General features: G+C 50.5%; 16 protein-coding genes. 6 read left to right on the forward strand and 10 right to left on the reverse strand.

What is annotated here, in order from left to right:
* Positions 1–17 precede the first annotated feature (17 nt).
* On the forward strand, positions 18–1,061 hold the full coding sequence (locus tag P2W70_RS22740; RefSeq protein ID WP_276483831.1) for a DUF481 domain-containing protein: 1,044 nt from the start codon (positions 18–20) through the stop codon (positions 1,059–1,061).
* A 335-nt stretch (positions 1,062–1,396) separates the two neighbouring features.
* Complete coding sequence (locus P2W70_RS22745; RefSeq protein ID WP_276483832.1) at positions 1,397–2,536, forward strand: helix-turn-helix domain-containing protein; 1,140 nt, start codon at positions 1,397–1,399, stop codon at positions 2,534–2,536.
* 464 nt (positions 2,537–3,000) lie between these two features.
* Here P2W70_RS22745 and P2W70_RS22750 read toward each other — a convergent pair whose 3' ends face one another.
* Positions 3,001–3,477, reverse strand: coding sequence for a helix-turn-helix domain-containing protein (locus tag P2W70_RS22750; RefSeq protein ID WP_276483833.1), 477 nt, complete (start codon positions 3,475–3,477; stop codon positions 3,001–3,003).
* 339 nt (positions 3,478–3,816) lie between these two features.
* Here P2W70_RS22750 and P2W70_RS22755 point away from each other — a divergent pair, with 339 nt between their 5' ends.
* Positions 3,817–4,449 carry a response regulator gene (locus tag P2W70_RS22755; RefSeq protein WP_276483834.1) on the forward strand — a complete coding sequence of 211 codons (633 nt, stop codon included), beginning with the start codon at positions 3,817–3,819 and terminating at the stop codon, positions 4,447–4,449.
* Between the two features lie 109 nt (positions 4,450–4,558).
* Positions 4,559–4,834, forward strand: coding sequence for a transposase (locus P2W70_RS22760; RefSeq protein WP_276483835.1), 276 nt, complete (start codon positions 4,559–4,561; stop codon positions 4,832–4,834).
* A gap of 9 nt (positions 4,835–4,843) precedes the next feature.
* Here P2W70_RS22760 and P2W70_RS22765 read toward each other — a convergent pair whose 3' ends face one another.
* The 6 genes from P2W70_RS22765 to nhaA all read right to left on the reverse strand — a co-directional run bounded on the left by P2W70_RS22765 (position 4,844) and on the right by nhaA (position 12,259).
* Positions 4,844–6,064 (reverse strand): porin, encoded by a 1,221-nt coding sequence (locus P2W70_RS22765; RefSeq protein ID WP_276483836.1) that lies wholly within the window; start codon positions 6,062–6,064, stop codon positions 4,844–4,846.
* Positions 6,061–6,636, reverse strand: a complete 576-nt coding sequence (locus P2W70_RS22770) for a hypothetical protein (RefSeq protein ID WP_276483837.1) — start codon at positions 6,634–6,636, stop codon at positions 6,061–6,063. The genes P2W70_RS22765 and P2W70_RS22770 overlap by 4 nt, the downstream gene beginning before the upstream one ends.
* Positions 6,637–6,648: 12 nt before the next feature.
* Positions 6,649–7,680, reverse strand: a complete 1,032-nt coding sequence (locus tag P2W70_RS22775) for an HAD family hydrolase (RefSeq protein WP_276483838.1) — start codon at positions 7,678–7,680, stop codon at positions 6,649–6,651.
* A 20-nt stretch (positions 7,681–7,700) separates the two neighbouring features.
* Entirely contained in the window at positions 7,701–9,125 is a 1,425-nt protein-coding gene (locus tag P2W70_RS22780) for an OmpP1/FadL family transporter (RefSeq protein ID WP_276483839.1), read from the reverse strand.
* A 124-nt stretch (positions 9,126–9,249) separates the two neighbouring features.
* On the reverse strand, positions 9,250–10,827 hold the full coding sequence (locus P2W70_RS22785; RefSeq protein ID WP_276483840.1) for an arylsulfatase: 1,578 nt from the start codon (positions 10,825–10,827) through the stop codon (positions 9,250–9,252).
* A gap of 124 nt (positions 10,828–10,951) precedes the next feature.
* Positions 10,952–12,259, reverse strand: a complete 1,308-nt coding sequence (gene nhaA, locus P2W70_RS22790; RefSeq protein ID WP_276483841.1) for a Na+/H+ antiporter NhaA — start codon at positions 12,257–12,259, stop codon at positions 10,952–10,954.
* A 328-nt stretch (positions 12,260–12,587) separates the two neighbouring features.
* Here nhaA and P2W70_RS22795 point away from each other — a divergent pair, with 328 nt between their 5' ends.
* The gene (locus tag P2W70_RS22795; protein WP_276483842.1) at positions 12,588–15,605 is read left to right on the forward strand and encodes a sensor histidine kinase; all 3,018 of its coding nucleotides are present in this window, start codon (positions 12,588–12,590) and stop codon (positions 15,603–15,605) included.
* Here the strand turns inward: P2W70_RS22795 and P2W70_RS22800 are convergent.
* The 3 genes from P2W70_RS22800 to P2W70_RS22810 all read right to left on the reverse strand — a co-directional run bounded on the left by P2W70_RS22800 (position 15,602) and on the right by P2W70_RS22810 (position 18,479).
* Complete coding sequence (locus P2W70_RS22800) at positions 15,602–16,447, reverse strand: DUF2490 domain-containing protein (RefSeq protein WP_276483843.1); 846 nt, start codon at positions 16,445–16,447, stop codon at positions 15,602–15,604. The two genes, P2W70_RS22795 and P2W70_RS22800, sit on opposite strands and share 4 nt — an antisense overlap.
* 188 nt (positions 16,448–16,635) lie before the next feature.
* Positions 16,636–17,427, reverse strand: coding sequence for a hypothetical protein (locus P2W70_RS22805; protein WP_276483844.1), 792 nt, complete (start codon positions 17,425–17,427; stop codon positions 16,636–16,638).
* A gap of 77 nt (positions 17,428–17,504) precedes the next feature.
* Complete coding sequence (locus P2W70_RS22810; RefSeq protein WP_276483845.1) at positions 17,505–18,479, reverse strand: DUF1254 domain-containing protein; 975 nt, start codon at positions 18,477–18,479, stop codon at positions 17,505–17,507.
* 164 nt (positions 18,480–18,643) lie between these two features.
* Between P2W70_RS22810 and P2W70_RS22815 the strand changes: the two genes are divergently transcribed.
* A complete protein-coding gene (locus tag P2W70_RS22815) occupies positions 18,644–19,678 on the forward strand; it encodes a LacI family DNA-binding transcriptional regulator (RefSeq protein WP_276483846.1) in 1,035 nt (344 codons plus the stop codon).
* Positions 19,679–19,747 lie beyond the last annotated feature (69 nt).

Below are 19,747 nucleotides of genomic sequence, written 5' to 3' on the forward strand. Positions count from 1 at the left end.
TGGTGTCCCCATCCTTGATGCTATCCATTTATATCAGAAACTGGACACTTAGTGTTCTCGCCTCATCGATCTCCTTTGTATTAAATGCACAGGTGAAGGATACGCTGTTCCTATACAACCAATCGGTGCTCATCGGCGAACTAAAAAACATCACCCTGGGCAAACTGACCATCGATGCCGATGATGTAGGATTGGTCAACATAAAGACCACCAAGATTCGAACGTTGCGGGCAGCATCGCACTACTACCGTATTGAGACAACCCATAAAAAAGTCTACTACTCCCGCATACTGGAAGACACCATGCCGGGCTATATCCGGATCGCCAATCAGGACACGATCCTTTCCATAGCATTAGAAGACATCGCCAATCTGTCATCCTTCAAGAATCCCAAGGCAGCGCAATGGGATGGATCAGCTTCGGTCGGCTACTCATTTACCCGTTCCAGCAAGATCGGTCGCCTCAACGGCGACTTTTCACTAAAACGAACCACACGGAGACTTGAACTATCTTCATCCTACTCAACCATAATTACCCAAACCGACACCGGCTGGACCCGCGACAATGCTACAGGTACCCTGACCGGCTCTTATTTTATCAATACCCGTTGGCAAGCAGTCGCATTCCTGCAATACCAGCGTAACCTCGAACTGGGCTTGGCACGCCGTTACCAGGAGGGATTGGGCTTTACCTATTCGATCATTTCCACCAATCATGTGCGCCTACGCACAGGAAGCGGCATAGTGCTCAACCAGGAATTGAATACAGAAGGCGTAACTTCTCCCACCCAGGTGGAAATACCATTTGTTAACACCTTCAACTTTTTTAGTTTCAGTAAACCCGAAATGGATTTGTCCAGCACACAGAACGTTTATTTCAGTTTGTCTACAAAAGGCCGTGTGCGGCACGATGGACAGATAAAACTCACCTGGAAAGTCATCACCGACTTTAGCGTGACCCTTACCCTTTACGACAACTACGACTCCAAGCCACCAGGCATCAACGCGGCTACCCTCGACTATGGGATTGTCTTCGGTTTATCCTACTCTTTCACCCGATAAATGTTACAACCTTATTCCAGTGTACAGCCCAGGCCAATATCCAGGTAACTACCGGTCATGTAAATAAGAAAGAAAATCCACCACCGTATTTTCCGCATTCTCAAACGGTTGCCTGTAACCCCCGCTTGACTATTATCAAATCCCGCTACCGTTTGCTCATTTTACCCCACGCATAGACCCGATAGTTTTTACCTTGCAACCCGGCCGCTGCTACAACGCAAGTGGTCGAGTATCAGGAAGTACGAATCGACTGTTTCATCACTGATTGCCTTGCCAGACATTCAGGTGTGTTGTGCTCTTGTCCCTCATACAGAAATCGAAATCACCTGGAGCCTATGTTGTTGATCGCCCTGCAACCTGGCCTACTGTCCTGTATGGCCTTTGTATTGTGTGCTCTTACCGGGTTCATATTACTCGTACGCCCACCACACACCGTCAGGTATGGCCATCGCCTGCTGGGTACAGCTTATGTATTGTTAGCGCTCTGTTTTGGTCTCGGGCTTTTCTTTATGGCACATCCGCAGGAAGCAGACCATCGCTGGTACAAGATCCCCCATATCCTTTGGTTGATCTACTTGCCCATGCCCTATCTCTACGTTCGGTACCTATACGATGCAAAACCGGTGGGCTGGAAAGACCTGGTACACCTGCTGCCGCTACTGGTATTCCTTATCGACTACCTGCCCTACTTCATCCAGGGGCATGGCATCCGCCCTACCGACCCTATGGGTTGGTCACGGGTAAAAGCGATGATCCCCATCTGGGGCGGCTGGATCTTCCCCGATAATTTTCACGTACCCGCGACCTGCCTCACGATGGCACTGTACTGGATCATGCAGGTACACACCCTCGTGTTGTATACGGAACAACAACAGCCCCGGTTCCCGGGATATACCCGGTGGCTGGTCATTTATACCACTCTGCAGGTACCGGTTTTCATTCCCGCCTTGCTGACGCAGATTACCCAAAAACCATCCGTATGGGCCAGCGTGGTGCCGCCGGCCACCATGTCGATCCTTACCTGTATCACGCTCATCATGTATCCCAGGATATTGTACGGCACCGCCACGGCTCCTTTGGTCCGGGAACCCTCCTCCAATCCCAAACCGTCTTTCTCAGACGACCACATCGAGTCGATCAACCGGGAGATGGCCCGGGTCATGCAGGAAAAAAAGCCCTACCTGGATGGAGATTACAGCCTGCAGCAACTGGCCGATGAACTGAGTATGCCTCCACATAAACTATCGGCTTTCATCAACAACGTGAACGGCAGCAACTTCAATGACTACCTGAACCAGCAACGGATCGCATACTGCCTCGATATGATCGCCAGCAATCAGACCGATCACCTCAACATCAATGGCCTCGCATCCCTATGTGGATTCAACAACCGCAATACTTTCAGTATTGCGTTCAAAAAAATGACCGGCGTCAGTCCGTCCGAATACCTGCGCAGCAGGCAAAAAGGGGCATAAAAAAAACGGATTGCCATCCGGGTACTATTGCGCTTCAGCGCGTGGCTTCAATAATTTAAAAAGGGTGTCCCTGGCTATCTGACAATGTTTTGGCAAATAGAATCATTCCTCCCCCCAGGGACAGCACCTTTTGAACGGTCATTCGATGGCAAGATCGTACGATGCCCAATACCTCGGCGGCAGGACACACAACAAACGACTTACAGTGCGAAACAAACGAAGGGAATTGTCAACGAAAAGGGTAAATGAGTGGAAATGAGACGACTCAGCAACTTTCAATCAATTAAGCAGGGGCAAGATACACATAATCTTCAGAAAACACCATAAACTACAGGTATTTTTACGCACACTACTTCGTATTTTTTACATAACGGAAACCAGTATGTAAATAAAAGCCCTGACCAGTCAACACCCGCTAGCGTGTTGACTGGTCAGGGTGAACAGACTTTCGCCCAGGATTTTATTTAATGGTCCATTTTGTTACCCCGCGCCAGGTCAGAGGGCGTCATTCCCGTAAAACGCTTTACGGCCATCGCCAGTGAATTGCGGTTCTGAAAACCACAATGCGCCGCAATACCGCTCAGCGTAAGGTTATTCAGTTCACCTTTCGCTACCAGGTCTACAAAATAAGCCACCCGGTATTGATTGAGGTAATCCGTAAACCGCATACCCGCCTGCCGGTTCAGGTAAAACGACAACAGGTAGTACGGAATGCCAATAGCCCGGCTCATTGCTTTCAACGAATAACCAACCTGTAAAAAAGGCTTTTGCTCTTCCATCAGCGTAGCCAATTGGTTGGCTATATTGGTTGCGGCCTCGTCGCTCAGCGAGAGCGGCCTGTAAGCAATTCTGCGTGTGGCAGTTTCCTGTACAGGATAAAGGATCTCATCACGCCAGCTGTCCGGATTCCACGAAGAAGTAGATGTAAAGTACATAGACATAGTATTGAATTAAGGTTACAATATATTGAACACGTAAAGCTGAATATTGCTCGTTTTTATAAATACGGTAAAACGGGCAGAAATAGATCATTGTAGCGTATCAGTAGTCGTGGAGAGAGGAACATCATCCTTTTGGGCATTAAAATGCGCCAACTAGCATGAATACAGGCAAATTTAAGCCTTGATTACTGGCTTATCTGTCATTTAAACAAGTAAATTCGTGTCATAGAATCTACGACATCGGCTATCCGCTCCCCGCACTCATCACGCAATAGGACCAACGCTATTCAACACCTGTACTTTACCAGTACCACAACACTAACCTGACAAGTCAACAACATGAAGCATTTCCTTTTAGCCGACGACCACAGTATTGTACGATCAGGTATCAAAAACTTGCTGCGCGAACAATTCATTCAGCCGGCCATCGATGAAGCCAGTGATGGTTATGAGATCGCAGAGCTGATCAAAAGCAACCACTACGACCTGGCTATACTCGACATCAACATGCCCGACACAGATTTTGCCTCCCTGATTCCCTGGATCAAAACGACCGATCCCGAGTGCCGAATGCTGATCTTTACAACATATCCCGCCCACACCTATGGTGTGCGCAGCCTGCAGTCCGGCGCCCACGGCTTCCTCAACAAATCGGCCACCAATGAACAGATCGTACAAGCCATCAACACGATTCTGGAAGGCAAAAAATACATTGGATCCGAGTTGGCGGAAATCATGGTGAATCAATTGCAGGGCAACCAGGAGGCCAATCCCCTCAACCAATTATCTACCCGGGAAATGGAGATTGCCAGGCTTTTGCAGAAAGGAACCTCGTTACCCGAGATCGGCCGGCTATTGAACATCGGCTACAGCACCGTAGTGACCTATAAAAACCGCATATTCGACAAATTGCATGTGGAGAATCTTCTTTCACTGGTAAAATTGCTGGAGGCCAATGGCTTCATAGACTAACAGACTGCTATATTTATTGCATTGATTGGAGGCAACAAAGCCCGGCCAGTGTCTTATACGAAACACTACGGGCCTCGCAGCATGCACATACGCTAACAAAATCACCCACATGACAGCGCAGCGGCGATCTTTCACCAACGATGAAAAACTGCTCATAATCGCGCAGGCGCAGGAACTCGGCGTTGCACGAGTGCTACAGGAGTACAATCTTTCGTACAGTGTGTACGCACGCTGGAAGCTTCAACTGAAAGCCTCACACGCTACCCGCCACCTCGAAAAAATGCAGGCACGCATCGACGAACTGGAACAGGAAAATACCCGGCTGAAAGCCATCATCACCAACTTCCTGTTACAATCTGAATCAACTAAGAAAGAAAATAAGTAGAGCAGCTGGCTACAGGGATATATCCCATTGTAACCGGTAACGCCATTGGGTGGCGGGGATGCCACCCGTTTTATCGTAGTTATAATGGCTGCACATAAAGGTCAATTTATTCTTATGCCCTTTGAAGAACCAGTTGGCCGCCCCCGACCACTCTGTTTTGCGCGTAGCGTCAGCAGCACGATTTGGCCGGTAACCGGCATTGCGAAAAGCAAGCTCCAGCGGTTTAGGCCACCAGTCGAGTGACTGGTGAAAGAAATAGCCCAATTGCCAGTAGTAACCATATAATTCATCGGTTTCATCACTATTCAGTTTATCAATGATCTCTTTCCAATGCCCCTCTGCCTGGCAACTGAACCCTTTGTACATAAAAGCGGTTTCTATATTGGCCTGGTTTACCCGGTATTGAGCAGGCTGACCATCTTCGTATCCTTCCAGCGAGCCCCCACCAGCCTGCGAAAAACGGGTATACGGACTTCGATTGGTCACGGCCGATATTGCCACCACACCCGCAGGTTCCTGATGGATCTCGAGATCACTGCCTTCAAAATCCAGGTAGCGACCAAAACAATTCCATTGAACGCGGCCGAAGTACATCAGGTGATTGTCATCGTTATCGGTATTGCCCCGGCCTGTACCAGTCGCCACAGCCAGCCAGTAATTAAAATCAGCCACGCCCCTTCCTTTAAGCCGGCCATATAGCTCAGCCCCTTGCTGCCTGTCAACAGTAAAAGGCCGGTTGATCACCGATCGGTCTATCATTTGTTGTTCGCCGCTGCTGATTCGACGCTCCCGGGAATATTCCACCTTCCATTGCCCTACCTGCAATTTCAGCCAGTCCCACTTCTCCACCTTAATGGTATAGTTGAGCAAATTCGACTGGCTCAATTCATATTCCCAGTAATACTTCAGCCAGGGCACAAAAGCATGGCCACCTACTTTGAGACGTGCCCGGTTGATCTTAAATACCGGCTTTTTCTCACCACTGAAATCATCGAAGGTCACCGGATCCTCATCCTCCGGTGTAGCAAACCGGAATTGCAGCCGGCTTTGTATTTGAAGCAGAAACTTATTATCCGTCGTATTGAACTCAAAACCTTTCGAGCCATACTGCACCGTTGCCTTCGGTAGCGAGTCCATCTCCTTTTGCGCCAACGCCGATTGCCAGCCAACCGGTATCACCAGGCAGCAACAAATTGTTCGGATCAACAAAGTATGGAACCTATCCATCATTCCTTGCTTTTGCCCAGCTCCTTGCTGATCCCCAAACCAATCGTCCAGGTATCGTAAGCCTTCCACCGGATATCGTATTGTAAAACCCCATAAACTTCCCATCCCTTCCTGATCTCAACCCCGTACTCAATGGCCAACCGGTTCAGGAAGTAATTGTCCCCACCGGAAAATTCACCACCTGCCCCCAAGGCAAAACTCCACCGTTCAGTGGGTTTGTAAAAAGCCATCAATGCCGGAGCCAGGGGGCGCTTTCGTTCTATCAACTCCTCGCCCGATTCCAGGTTCTTCTCCACTTCAAACTCTTCGTTGATATAATCTACATGCACACCCATCCCCCAATGCCGGGCAAACTGAAAATTGTAGTCGAATCCCCAGTAAGGCAGGATGATTGTTTTGCTGCTACCATCTTCATTGATACCATGAAAGGAATGTTCATGACCAATGTTCAGCCCAAGACTGTGTTTCGGGCGGAATGCCTCCTTTTCCTGCGCTTTCATGCCGATTCCCGCCAGTAGTAAACACAGCGTCACACCATAGCTAATCAGCCTGCCATATGTCCATGATGTTTTCATCAGGCAGCTGCTTTAACGTTCAAAAGGATAGATCACCTTCCAATCACTCTTCATATCTACTACCGTCCAGCCCTTCGCTACCGCTTCATCCCAGCCCTTGTCCAAAGTACCGATATGAGATTGCCGGTCATAAGCCCACTCTCGTGTAGAGTCGGTATGGTGAACATACAGCTTGAAACTCTTCAATGGATTACTATCTGTCCACTGCAACATCTGCAGGTCTCCATCTGAATTGCCACAGGCAAACACGGGTTTGCGTCCGATAAAGCGGTTGATGCCAACCGGCTTGCCGACCTTATCATCGATGAAATCGATCTTCGCCAGTCGCCGCAATACTGGTTTACCGTTGTTGTAATCATACGCCGTGCCAATGCTACTGCCCACGATCTGGTCTTTGGGAATACCGTACACCTGCTCGGCCCAGGGGCGCATGAATTCGATACCCCCACCCGAAACGATAAAGGTCTTGAAGTGATTAGCCTGCAGGTAGTGGATCAGTTCCAGCATGGGTTGAAACACCAGTTCGGTATATTTCTTCTTTTTTGTGGGATGCAGGGCCGTATCGGCCCATTGCTTTACGGTCGCAGCAAACTCATCCGAGGTATTGTTCACATGACTGGTCATCATGATCTCTACCAATCCCTTTTCCCCCTGTTTCATCAAGGTACCCATATCATTTTCCAACAGCGCCTTATAAGGCTGCTGGTTTTTCCATTCCGGGTGACTGGCCGCCATGGCCTTTATTTGATCGATCGCAAAGAAGAGTTGAAAATACACCGGTTGTTCGCTCCACAACGTACCATCGTTGTCGAAAGTCGCAATGCGGTCTGGCACCGGGATAAACTGACCACCCGCCGAATCGGTAGCTGCCCGCACATAATCGATAATGCCCTTCTTCGCCGCCCCTTCATTCCAGGAAGGCAGTGGGTCAGCCTCGCTGGTAGACGTATCCGGCTTGCTGCCCGTGGAATTGTCACCAGCGCAACTGGCAAAGGCCAGCACAATAATACCTACCCAAAAGGTGTACACTGATCTACATTGCATAAGTATGAATTTGAAGTCTTTTAAGGCTTTTTAAAATTGAAAGTGAACCCTATCAATAGTCCGATGGAATGATAGGTGGCCTGGGTAATCGTCGTAGAACCCGACAGGAAATTATCTTCGGAAGGCGTGCTGAGGTTCCCTTCCTGCTCGCGGTTATTATCCTTGCCAGAACCGATCAACACGCCGAGGCTCAACGTGCTTCGGCGGCTGCGCAGGGTGGCGCCTCCTACAAAATGATAGATATCCCAGGTGGAGATGGTCGGTTTGATGCCGCGGGTGGCCAGCACATCCTTATCAAAATAGCTCCTGTCTGATCGTACGCTGGCATTCAGCGTCACGACATCACTTAACAAATACTCATATCCCACGCTGACATTCCACACTGCTTTGGCACCCCCTTTCACGCGCATGAATTCATCACTGCCCAGGTTGGGATAAATTTCCGGCGGCCGCACAAACGCAGCCGGCTTCGCCTGCAGTACATCGTACACATCCTGCGCCGCATTGTATTGCGTGGCTACACCAATTTCCGAACGGTGAAAACGTATATTGATGCCGGCTGCTACCATGAATGGAGATTTAAAATCGGCTTTTAGTTTTCCCTGCCGGTCATTGGCCAGTAGGTCGATGCGGTTACCGTTGTATTTGATGTCATTGGCAGTAATATCGACCGCCACAACGCCTTTACCGAACATACGCAACCCCGGACTGGTTGCGACCAGGCCGATGGAAACGTTTTTACTCAACCAGGTAAGCCCGAGACGCGCGTTGTAGCGAAAACTGTTGTAGCTGAAGTTCTGGATCACATCACTGCTCACCAACCGGCGGTCGGTTGTATTCAGGTAAAAGCGCGATAGAGATGCTTTGGTGAACGATTGACTATGGAGGGAAAATAAATTGGTAAGCCCTATAGAAAAATGCTGTCCCAGCCGGTAACCAATGGCCAACCCCACCGATGTTTCGTTTACCCGCGAATTAAAGGCAACCTGCCCAATGAAAGATTCCAGTCCGGGACTTTCATCGTCGGGCACCACCGCATAATCGCCATCCACCCGAGCCGTTGCCTTGAAACTGAAATCGACAGGCACCACCAGGCCATATCCCAATTTAAGCCTTGGGTTGCGGGTGGCAACCATACCGGAAACCAATACAGGAAATGAGGTGAAACCCGCACTCTTGAATCCCTTGGTTTGGCCCAGGGCATTTTCAATATTGATATTTTCAAACCGGTACAGGTTGGCATTGATAGATACCGACGTTGTGTCGATGAAGCCCATACCGCCGGGATTGTAGAAGATGGCGGTATTGTCTTTCACCCCGCCAACTACGGCGCCGCCCATCAAGGCAGAGCGCGTGCCGAACTGCTGGGTCCAGTATTGCGTATCCTGCGCGGCGACGAAGCGGGCCAACAGAAAACATATCCACAATAAGTATAGGCTTCTCATCTACCTGTAAGACACCTGAAGGAGCAGCTTTCCGCCACCCCCAACAAAAAGGCCATTTCCTTTGCGGAAACAGCCTTTTCTATACACAGACAACAAATAGGAAATCGGATTTCCCCTATGCGGGTCAATTTCTTGGGGTCGACATGCCCTCCACTTCTTTCAGTCGCTTCAACGCGTCCTGCTGTCGCAATAAGCCATACCCTATTCCACTGGGATTGAGTGTACTACCAGCCTGATAGGGAAACTGGTCGAAATCACTGAAGAATTCTTTGATCTTTTGCTGAATGGGCACCAATAGCCACATATTGCGCGCGAGAAAATCAACTGCACCGCCACCTTCCTCCAATCCCTTTTCATAAGGATCCATCCGCAGGTTGGCAATCAATGCCCAGGCTGAAACCTTGCGGGTACCGGTGGCGATATTACCGTCGGAGGTGGCAAAAGAAAGCTTCCAATCGTTCCAGCGTAACGCATTCAGGTTACCACCCTGGTCAAAATAATAGATGACATCGCGAGGGCCTTTGGTAGTCTTGCCTTCTAGATAGGGCAAAAAGCTATAACCATCGAGGTGTACTTTGAACGTCTTGCCATTTGTATTGAATCCGGTTTTCATTTTTGCCTTGATATCACCGGCTCCGGCTGCCTCTGCCAGGGTGGGGAACCAATCTATCAATGAGATGATCTCATTGGATACCATGCCAGGTTTTATATGACCAGGCCAACGCACCATCATGGGGCAACGGAAACCGCCTTCCCAGGTAGTTCCCTTTTCACCACGAAACATCGTCATCGCCCCATCAGGCCAAAGGGCGATCTCCGCGCCATTATCAGTGGTATACACGACGATCGTATTGTCGGCGATGCCGAGGTCATCCAGTTGTTTCAACAACTCACCCACCATGCCGTCATGCTCTACCATACCGTCTGCATGGATGCCTACGCCGGTCTTGCCCAGTGACTCTTTTTTCAGGTGTGTGAACACGTGCATCCGGGTGCTGTTGAACCACACGAAGAACGGCTTGTTGGCCTTAGCTTGCCGGTCGATGAAAGTCTTGGCAGCACCAAGAAATTCTTCATCGACTGTAGGCATGCGCGTACTGGTGAGGGGACCGGTATCTTCGATCTTACCATCAGCGGTAGAGCGGATCACGCCACGCGGACCAAATTTCTTTTTGAAAGCAGGGTCTTTCGGATAGAAGTATCCTTCCGGCTCTTCCTCGGCATTGAGGTGATACAGGTTGCCAAAGAATTCGTCAAAGCCATGTTTGGTCGGCAGGTGTTTGTCCTGGTCACCGAGGTGGTTCTTTCCAAACTGGCCGGTCGCATAGCCTTGTCCTTTCATAACGTCAGCAATGGTAGGCATCCAGTCGGTGATACCATGGGGATCGCCCGGCATACCGATGGTTAGAAGCCCAGTACGGAAAGGTTCCTGGCCCAGGATGAATGATGCTCGGCCCGCCGTGCAACTGTTTTGAGAATAAGCATCCGTAAACAGACAACCCTCTTTGGCGATACGGTCGATATTGGGGGTACGGTACCCCATCATACCCATGGTATAGGCGCTTACCTGTGGCACCCCGATATCATCACCAAAGATCACGAGAATATTGGGCTTCTTTTGAGCCTGCGTGGTGAGCGATAACAGCATGCCCGATAGCAGCATACAGACGCCGCCCCACCGAGATGTGGAAAACAGTTTCATAAATAATAAGTTTTTTGATAAATCCGATAAAACACACCCGTAAGACACGGATGGGCAGGCTTTGCCGCCTACCCCACGCACCTATTTGTAAGACGGTGCAACATCGGCAATATCTATCGGAGGTTCAACCTGGTCGACGCGCCGACCTTTTCAGGACGAAAAGGCCGAAGGCACCTGATACAATGGACGCCAGCAGGATCCCATATTTGGAGTAATCGATCAGCACGGAATCTTCGAAAGCCAGTTCCGTTACAAACAACGACATCGTAAAACCAACACCCGCCAGCAAAGCAACGCCTGCCATCTGTGGCCAGCGGGCACCGAGGGGTAGCGAGGAGAGTTTTAATTTGACCATGATCCAGGTAAAGAGAAATACGCCCGTGAATTTACCGATCACCAGACCGGCCATTACCCCTACGCTCACGGGGTTGGCGAGTTGTGAAAAGAAATCGGCTTTGATAGGGATCCCCGCGTTGCACAGCGCAAACAAAGGCATGATCACGAAAGTCACCCAGGGGTGTAAGGCATATTCAATTTTCTGTAAGGGTGTTTCTGCATCCAGGTTCACCTGTTTAGCTTCGGCAATCAGCAGCAATTGGTCGCGGGTGATCAGGGGACTATTCAACCGGTCAGCATGCCTAAATTGTTCGGTAAGCCGTAGCATACTGTCCATGTATTCGTCTTCATTGATCCGGGTACGTGCGGGGATCATAAAGGCAACCAGCACACCGGCGATCGTAGCGTGGATGCCGGAAAGGAGAAAACAGATCCAAATGGCCATACCAATGACGCCATAAAATAACAGGCTGCGAACCCCCATCCGGTTGCCCCAAGCCAGCACCAACAGCAGGCCACTGCCGATCAATAAGGGCACCAGCGCGATCTTAGCCGTATAAAAAAAAGCGATCACCAATACCGCACCAAGATCGTCTGCTACTGCCAGTGCCGATAGGAATACTTTAAGGGAAGCGGGAATGTGTTTACCCGCCAGAGAGATGAGTGCCAGGGCAAACGCAATATCAGTGGCCATGGGTATTCCCCAGCCACCTTCAGAAGGCGTGCCCCGGTTGATCAGGAAATAGATCAAGCCCGGCACCAGCATACCACCGAGTGCAGCTACGGCGGGCAAGGTGGCTTTCTGCGCCGTCGACAACTCGCCGGCCATGAATTCCCGCTTCAACTCCAATCCGATCAGAAAAAAGAAGATGGCCATCAGGCCGTCATTGACCCAGCTGTGCAAGGGTTGATCGAGCCGGTAGTCGTCAAAGCTGACCGCAAACCGCGTCTCCCAAAAATGGTGATAGCTGTCGCTCCAGGGTGAATTGGCCCAACCGATGGCCAATACGACGCAGGCAAACAGGACGATGGCCCCGGAGAATTCCTGGTGAATAAAACTGCTGACTGACCATTTACGGGGGGTGTTTGTTGCCATAGCGAATACGTTGAGATCGCCGCAAAGATAGGTGGTCATACCCTTATTCGCGTGATCCCTTGATGCTGCCGGGCAAGAACACTACCGTACCCGCCTATATCCGGCAACACCCAGCTTTTTCAGTCTTAGACAATTCAAATCCAGGTCTACTACCCCACCCGGACATCGATTCTGACAGGAATTATTAATTGGTAAACTGTGTTTATGATATAGAGCAGGTTGTCAGGTTATTTTGTCATCTAATCAACTAAATTCGTGTCATAACAATTACGAAACCGACTATCCGACTCTCTGAGACCGTTACCCGACCGAACATAATCTTTAACCATTGATCGTACGCCTCCGCCAACGTCACATCTGCCCCGTGCTGACAGCTATGCTGCTTGCCTTGTTTACCTGGCCCATGTATGGGCAGGATTCAAGCCGCTATTTTCTGCGCCACTACAACGCAGAAAACGGACTTCCGCAAAACAGCATCAAAGGCATGCAGCTCGACTCCAAAGGATATCTCTGGTTGCTTACTGAATCAGGCCTGCTGCGCTTTGATGGACAGAACTTTCACACCTACGACAAATTACGCGACGGTAGTCGCTTCCGCCAACGGCCCTCCTCCCTTGGGCAATTGAACAACGATACCATTATTATGTACCGGGGCAAAGATCGCCACTACAGGCCGGCGGGCTACGATAGCCTCCTTCCCTACCCAGCTGCGCCAGACCGCGCTCCACACCTGTCGCAGGAAACCATCTACAATGCCTGCTACCAGCTGGTACGCGACCGTAAACAACCCGACTGGATCACGCCTCACTGGCAAGACAACCTGCTGCGCTCCGCCAAAAGCTATGCCAGCATCGGGAACTACTATTACTGGCTCAATCGTCACCACGAACTGGTGGTTTGCGATACGGCCCTGCATCATTTTCAACGAATAACGCTAACCGGACTTCCGCCGCTGACCGATAGTCAGTCTGTAGCGAGGATCATTTGGGACACCAAAAAACTATACCTGCAATGGGGAAATCATATTGGTTCGATAACCCTGGAAGGTGGTCAACCACAAACTACAGTCAGGGACATTAAATACATAGGTCGATTGGGCATGGTGACGGTGATCCAGGAAACACCCAATCCGCATATTTTCTTTATAGGTACGCTGACCGATGGTTTTTATCAGTTCTCACGCAAAGAATTTACCACCAAGCTGTTTCCGGGTACACCCAACAACGTTTTTTATGCACAGGCACCCATAGGCAGCCATGATGTGGTAACAGAAAAGGGCATTCTCACCATCCATCAGCCCCCGGCTTTTGGCAACTTCCGCAGCAGAACCATTTTACACCTGCAGAATGGTGGCTACATCCTCACCAAATGGTACGACAGACCGCGCAACGGGCTCATCTTCTTCGATAGCAACTTTCGGCAAAATGGTTTCCTGCCACATCCCCGCTTATCGACGACCTGTCTTTTTCAATCCAGTGATGGCCGCATATGGGTCGGGACGGAAGACCAATTCCTGGGCGAGTTGAAAGACAGCGCGATCAGTTGGAAACCTGCACCGTCACCCCAGGAGCATATCGCCGTACAAGCTATGCAGGAAATCACACCGCAACTGTTTTGGTTAGCCGGGCACGAAGGGCTTGCCCGATATGATGTGGCCAGCAATCGCATAGGGCCAATACCGGCCTTGCGCAACAAGGGCATACGTACCATATACCTCGACTCGACAGGCATACTCTGGATCGGCACCTATGGCAATGGCTTTTATGCTTTGAAAAATGATCGGCTCACCAAATTCCCTACTGACCCCAGCGGCTTCATGGAGGGAGTCCATGCCTTTATGCAGGATGACCATGGCTATACCTGGATGAGTACCAATAAAGGGCTATTCCAGGCCCGTACACAAGACCTGCGGGCGTACATGTCCGGCAGCCAGCAAGACATCTATTATCACTACTACAATACAGACAATGGCTTTCTGACGAATGAGTTTAATGGCGGATGCTTTCCAGCCGCCATCCGGACCAACAGCGGCATTTTTTCCTTTCCTTCCATGCGGGGGGTGGTTCAATTTGATCCGCTATCGATCAAACCTATCTTATCCGCCAATCAACTACACATAGACCAGGTATTGGCCGACTCCACCGTTTTACTACTGGATGGCAAATCCATGGAAATTCCATCAGGCACTCACCTCCTGCAGTTCGCTGTCTCTTCGCCTTTTTATGGCAATCACCACAATCACGTCATCGAATACCGGATGGCAGGCATGGACAACAGCTGGCGTAGATTACCTGCTGACGGACTGCTGAGTTTCGAAAGGATGAGTGCCGGAAAGTATTCCCTGCAATTTAGGAAACGCACTGGTTTCGGCAACAACGTGACCATGGCCATCCAGGAGTTTATCGTAAGGCCTGCTTTTTATGAAACAAGATGGTTTGTTGCATTACTGACGCTAGCAGTGTTGATGTTGCTATGGTCAATTGTACGATACCGATTTCGCTTTATGAACCGCCAGCAAAAAAGACTCGAAGGCGAAGTCGCATTCCGCACCCGGGAACAGTTGAAGCTGATCAGCCAGCTGGAATCGACAGTGCAAAGCCTGGAGTTATCCAAAAATGAGTTGGCTCATTATAGCCGCCTACTGGAAATGCTGTCCATGACCATCACCCACGACCTGCAATCGCCGCTTCGATTCTTCGCAGATGTATCGGCAACTTTGCACGATCAATCGCTGCGCTCCAGCGATCAACCTGCGGCCGAATTAAGTGGTGAATTACTGAAGACCTCGCGCACGGTGCATCGTTTTTTACAGGAATTTGGTTATTGGATCAAAAGCTTGAATAAAGATTTTTCGGTACAACAGCAGGAAGTGCTGTTGTCTTCCCTGTTCAACGATGTCAACGAGTTTGTAGCTGAACAACTACGATCAAAAGGCAACACACTGCAAATAGTTAGCGCCCCGGCTGTATCCATCCGATCAGACAGGCAACTGTTACTCATCATCCTGCGCAACCTGGTCGATAATGCCAACAAACATACCCGGCAGGGGATCATCACCCTACAGGTCGCGACGAATGGCGATACCGCATCAATAACCGTCAGTGATACAGGTCGTGGATTCAACCCAATAGCCCTTGCCCATGTGCGCAAGATCACCCAACAGTCCTTCAACAGCCTGGGAACTGTAAAGGAGAACAGCGGTTATGGCTATTATTTTATTGGTGACTTTTGCAAACTGTTGAACATTGCCATCACCATCGACAACCGGCCAACAGGAGGTGCCATCATCACACTGGGCAACTTACCGTTGGTTTCTGTCACGCAGGAATTACCAAAGTCCGCCTAGTCTGCCCCTCCATCGATATGATCGAAGGTTTCACGGCCACGTGGTCGGAAGTTCCATTTCAGGGCAACCGTCGGCCCCCAGTACACATCGAATTGTTTGCCGTTGGTCCGCAATTGCATTTGACCGATGATACCGGCCAGCATGGTCAGGTTTTTGGTCAGCCCCGCTGAGTAATACACCGATTGTCGTAAAATATCGAAGCGTGACTTCGCATAATCTTTAGAAGGGAATTTGAGCATCAGCTCGATGTAATAGGAGACATTATGCTGTTGTATTGCAGACCTGGCACCCTGCCGCAGAAAATGATTGACGCCAAATCTGGCGCGCAAGCGCGGGATGGTTTGATGTACGCCGTTCTGGTCCTCGAAGAATTTGGTCTCAAACCGTACCTGCTCAAACATACTTCCTTTGGGCAGCTTTTGTGAATACGTTCCCATCAAAATGATCCGGTGCTCCAGTATCTCCGGGTTCCCCGCCTCTTTGATCGCATACTTCTTGTTTCGTGCATAGCCCGCATAAAAAGTCATGTGATTGAACCCGGAGTATATCAACCAGGGCCGAAACACGAACCGCTGGGCATATGCAAAAGGATTTGAATTGGTATAGGCGCCCTGCGTTACCAGTTGTACATCTGCCTGGCCCGACAAATGCCATTTATTCACCAGGGGAAAGGCTACGTCTATTTCTTCAACGGAAGCAGGAATAAACCCCAGTTCGTAAGGAGGAGTCTGGGCGTACAGGCAGGACGGCCAAAGCCACATCGCTATAACTACTACCGGCCTGGACACAAGCCAACCGATGATCGTGTAATGAGTCCTTCGCGGAACACTGATAAGTTTCATATACGTTATGACACTTATCGCGACACCAGGCCGCCGCACAACTATCCCATTCCATACACAAAAAGCGCCTCCCGAGGAAGGCGCTCTGAAAAGGGAACTGTGACGCATGAATCCATTACATATTTTGAAAATTTGGGCCGGCTCCTAACGGTGGCCGGCCCACTCATCAATCACACTCAGCTCAATTGCTAAAACTGCGTATTAAAGCCTACGAATGTTTGATATTTGGGCTGTCCCACACCTTCCGCGAATACCGTAAACTGTGGTTCGGCAAACAAATTGAATACCAGCTTGCCTACTTTCATAACTTTTCCTGCCCCCAGCCCGATGGGCACACTATAATCGCCCGTATGCAGATTGAAGCTCCAAATGCCCGTACTGCGCAAATTCCAGCCTCCGCCGAGTTGCCAAATGCCAAACACCTGCGGAGTCAGCAAACTTACATCCGGCCGGTCATCATCACCCGCAAAAGAAGTTTGCCATTGCAATAAGGTGCCCCATTGTATCTGCTTATTGCTCGCCATAAACGCCAGGAAGGATAAGCCCGCCTGCCACTTGCCGGCACCCAGATTATGCGACCCCGTCGGGAAAGTCAGGTTGGGGCCAATACCGATCTTGTTACCCGCCGAAACAGGAAAGGAATAGATCGCAAAAAGGCTGAGGTCGCCGAATCCTGTGGTGGGCGCCTTTGTAGCCTCAGATGAAACAATGAAAGGCATCGTCACGCGCAACAGGACTTTGCCCAGAGGCTGGGAATAACGCGCCAGCGTTTGAGTTACACTATTGTCCGGCAAGCCGTATAATTTGGAAACCAGGTAACTTTGCACATTGAAAGCTTTCACATCGGCCATCGGATCGTTTGCCTTCTTCAAGGTTTCTTCATCTACTTCTTGTTTACCTTCCTGCGCAAAAACCACTTGCGACATACAAAAGAAAATCACGCTCATGATCATTATCCGGTTGAACAATTGCTGTAGCATCTCGATTTATTTAGTCTTCCATTGTGTAGATTGAAGACACTGCTCCAACATCGATTCCGCCATCTGCCCTCAACAAATTAACGTAGCCATTGTAACCGCGGCATGGTCCAGGTGCTATCCAATACAGTCGGCCTTGGCCGGTACAGCCGTACTGTGTAGCGCCAACCCGGGAAGATGGGCAGACAATTGTCTACCCCGCTATCACAACCACCAAACTGAATAACAATGCCACCGTCAGGTCCGCTATGCGCGGTCGTATTATTGATGGTAAATTGGTCATACGCGCCTTGTGGCACATGCCCCGTCGAATCACACACGCTCACCGACCAGAAGCCATCAGCTGGCACCTCCCGCAAAACAAGCTGAAAAACACCACTGCCATCATTGGTCGCCGCAGAACCGGTAAAATATTGCGCGTCATCTTCATCGGGTAGCCCCCAATCGGCCGCAGTAGCCGCCAGGTGCTGTTGCGGGTCCACCTCCTGTTTACTACCCGCAGCTCTTCGCCAGTTGGTCAGGGAGCCGGCCAATGCACGCAGTCCATGCCGCACGGCTTGCTGACTTTCAGCATCATACGTTGGCATATCGAATTGGCCCGGACCAGCTTGTTGTACCACCAGCTCGTCCTGCAACCCATGCACGATCTGACTGTCAAGTGAAACGTCTCCATCCGTAAAAAACCGCACGATGGCGATCACATAACGGGATCCTGCCTGAACTTTCGAGTATACATGAGGCCCCGGCGTATAGTCCGTACCCACCACCAGGTTGTCTTCATTGATGATGCTCATCGACTCAAATCGCTCACCGGCTTCCGGCAGCGTGATGGTAACAGGCCCGGCATCCAGGTCGAAGACCGCTACCGAGTGGTAAGCATCGGTATTGGGCCGCATACCCGGTTGGTCGGTAATACCCAAGCGCCTGAAATGGTAGAAATGCCCCAACGCACCCCGCTCCACAAAGCGGGCAAAATGCCATTGAGATTCTGCCCTGGCAAAATTATCCTTTGTCACAGGAACCGGCTCCCGGCAGCCCCCCAGCATCCATAACATACAAAATAGACCGACACTTCGCATCGTAATTATGACACCAGCCGCCCGGGCGGGTAGCCAACCAAGACCAACGCCTTTGCCCTGATTCATAAACAAGCGTCACTGCGACCCAATTTTGTTTTCTCACAAAACCTTGTTTCCTTTGGCCTTCAACTGCTCCCAGCATGGCCGACGACAAAGAAGTTACGATCTATGATATCGCGGAATACCTCCAGATCTCTGCTGCTACGGTCAGCAGGGGACTCAAGAACAGCACCTCTGTCAACAAGCATACCCGGAAGAAGATAGCCGACGCAGCCATTGCACTGGGCTACCAGTCCAACACCTTTGCCAGCAGCCTGCGCAGCAAAAGCACCAACACCCTGGGCGTACTTGTACCCAGGCTCAACAGCTATTTCATGTCATCTGCCCTGGCAGGTATGGAAAAAGCCGCCAACTTGCATGGCTACCACCTGATCATTGCCCAGTCGCTGGAAGACGTGAAGAAAGAAAAGGTCAATGCCGCTACCATGTTCAACAAGCGGGTCGATGGCCTGCTCATCTCCCTGGCGTACGACACGCAGGACATCGAACACCTCGAACCGTTTTTCAAGCGAAAGATCCCCGTCGTCTTTTTCGATCGGGTGCACCCCCACAACGATAGCATATCGGTGGTCATCGACAACTATGCTGCCGCCTACAATGTCACCCAACACCTGATCGACCAGGGCTGCAAACGTATTATGCACCTCGGCGGCAACCTGCTGCGGAATGTGTACAATGACCGCTTCAATGGTTATCGCCAGGCCCTTAAAGACAATAACCTGCCCTTCCAGGACAAATGGCACCTCGTCAGTACGCTGTCCGAAAAAGCAGGTGACGCCGCCGCCCGCCATATCCTCAGCCTTCCCCCCGCCAAAAGACCAGATGGGTTGTTTGCTGCCAACGATACGGCCGCGGTGCATGGTATGATCGCGTTACAGGCAGCGGGTCTACGCATTCCGCAGGACCTGGCTGTAGCGGGTTTCAACAATGACCCCATCAGCAAGATCATTGCCCCCAACCTGACGACAGTCGATTACAGCGGCGACAACATGGGCATCACGGCGGTCACCAACCTGATCAATCACCTCAAAGGCATCAGCGACCTCTACAGCACCAATTCCATTACACTCCGGGCCGACCTCATCGTACGTGCCTCCTCCCTGAAAAAAGGTTGAGGTACGCACAAAAAAAAAGAGACTGGCTGCCACGAAGGCAACCAATCTCTGCAATTAAACGACTGTTCA

The sequence above is a fragment of the Paraflavitalea pollutisoli genome, assembly GCF_029360705.1.
Taxonomy (GTDB): Bacteria; Bacteroidota; Bacteroidia; order Chitinophagales; family Chitinophagaceae; genus Paraflavitalea; species Paraflavitalea pollutisoli.

What these genes read in the sequence shown, in the direction of transcription:
- P2W70_RS22785 (WP_276483840.1), bottom strand. Translation starts at nt 10,827, where the DNA reads ATGAAACTGTTTTCCACATCTCGGTGGGGCGGCGTCTGTATGCTGCTA.
- P2W70_RS22805 (WP_276483844.1), bottom strand. Translation starts at nt 17,427, where the DNA reads ATGCTACAGCAATTGTTCAACCGGATAATGATCATGAGCGTGATTTTC.
- P2W70_RS22800 (WP_276483843.1), bottom strand. Translation starts at nt 16,447, where the DNA reads ATGAAACTTATCAGTGTTCCGCGAAGGACTCATTACACGATCATCGGT.
- P2W70_RS22810 (WP_276483845.1), bottom strand. Translation starts at nt 18,479, where the DNA reads ATGTTATGGATGCTGGGGGGCTGCCGGGAGCCGGTTCCTGTGACAAAG.
- P2W70_RS22815 (WP_276483846.1), top strand. Translation starts at nt 18,644, where the DNA reads ATGGCCGACGACAAAGAAGTTACGATCTATGATATCGCGGAATACCTC.
- P2W70_RS22780 (WP_276483839.1), bottom strand. Translation starts at nt 9,125, where the DNA reads ATGAGAAGCCTATACTTATTGTGGATATGTTTTCTGTTGGCCCGCTTC.
- nhaA (WP_276483841.1), bottom strand. Translation starts at nt 12,259, where the DNA reads ATGGCAACAAACACCCCCCGTAAATGGTCAGTCAGCAGTTTTATTCAC.
- P2W70_RS22755 (WP_276483834.1), top strand. Translation starts at nt 3,817, where the DNA reads ATGAAGCATTTCCTTTTAGCCGACGACCACAGTATTGTACGATCAGGT.
- P2W70_RS22775 (WP_276483838.1), bottom strand. Translation starts at nt 7,680, where the DNA reads ATGCAATGTAGATCAGTGTACACCTTTTGGGTAGGTATTATTGTGCTG.
- P2W70_RS22750 (WP_276483833.1), bottom strand. Translation starts at nt 3,477, where the DNA reads ATGTCTATGTACTTTACATCTACTTCTTCGTGGAATCCGGACAGCTGG.
- P2W70_RS22770 (WP_276483837.1), bottom strand. Translation starts at nt 6,636, where the DNA reads ATGAAAACATCATGGACATATGGCAGGCTGATTAGCTATGGTGTGACG.
- P2W70_RS22765 (WP_276483836.1), bottom strand. Translation starts at nt 6,064, where the DNA reads ATGATGGATAGGTTCCATACTTTGTTGATCCGAACAATTTGTTGCTGC.
- P2W70_RS22740 (WP_276483831.1), top strand. Translation starts at nt 18, where the DNA reads ATGCTATCCATTTATATCAGAAACTGGACACTTAGTGTTCTCGCCTCA.
- P2W70_RS22745 (WP_276483832.1), top strand. Translation starts at nt 1,397, where the DNA reads ATGTTGTTGATCGCCCTGCAACCTGGCCTACTGTCCTGTATGGCCTTT.
- P2W70_RS22760 (WP_276483835.1), top strand. Translation starts at nt 4,559, where the DNA reads ATGACAGCGCAGCGGCGATCTTTCACCAACGATGAAAAACTGCTCATA.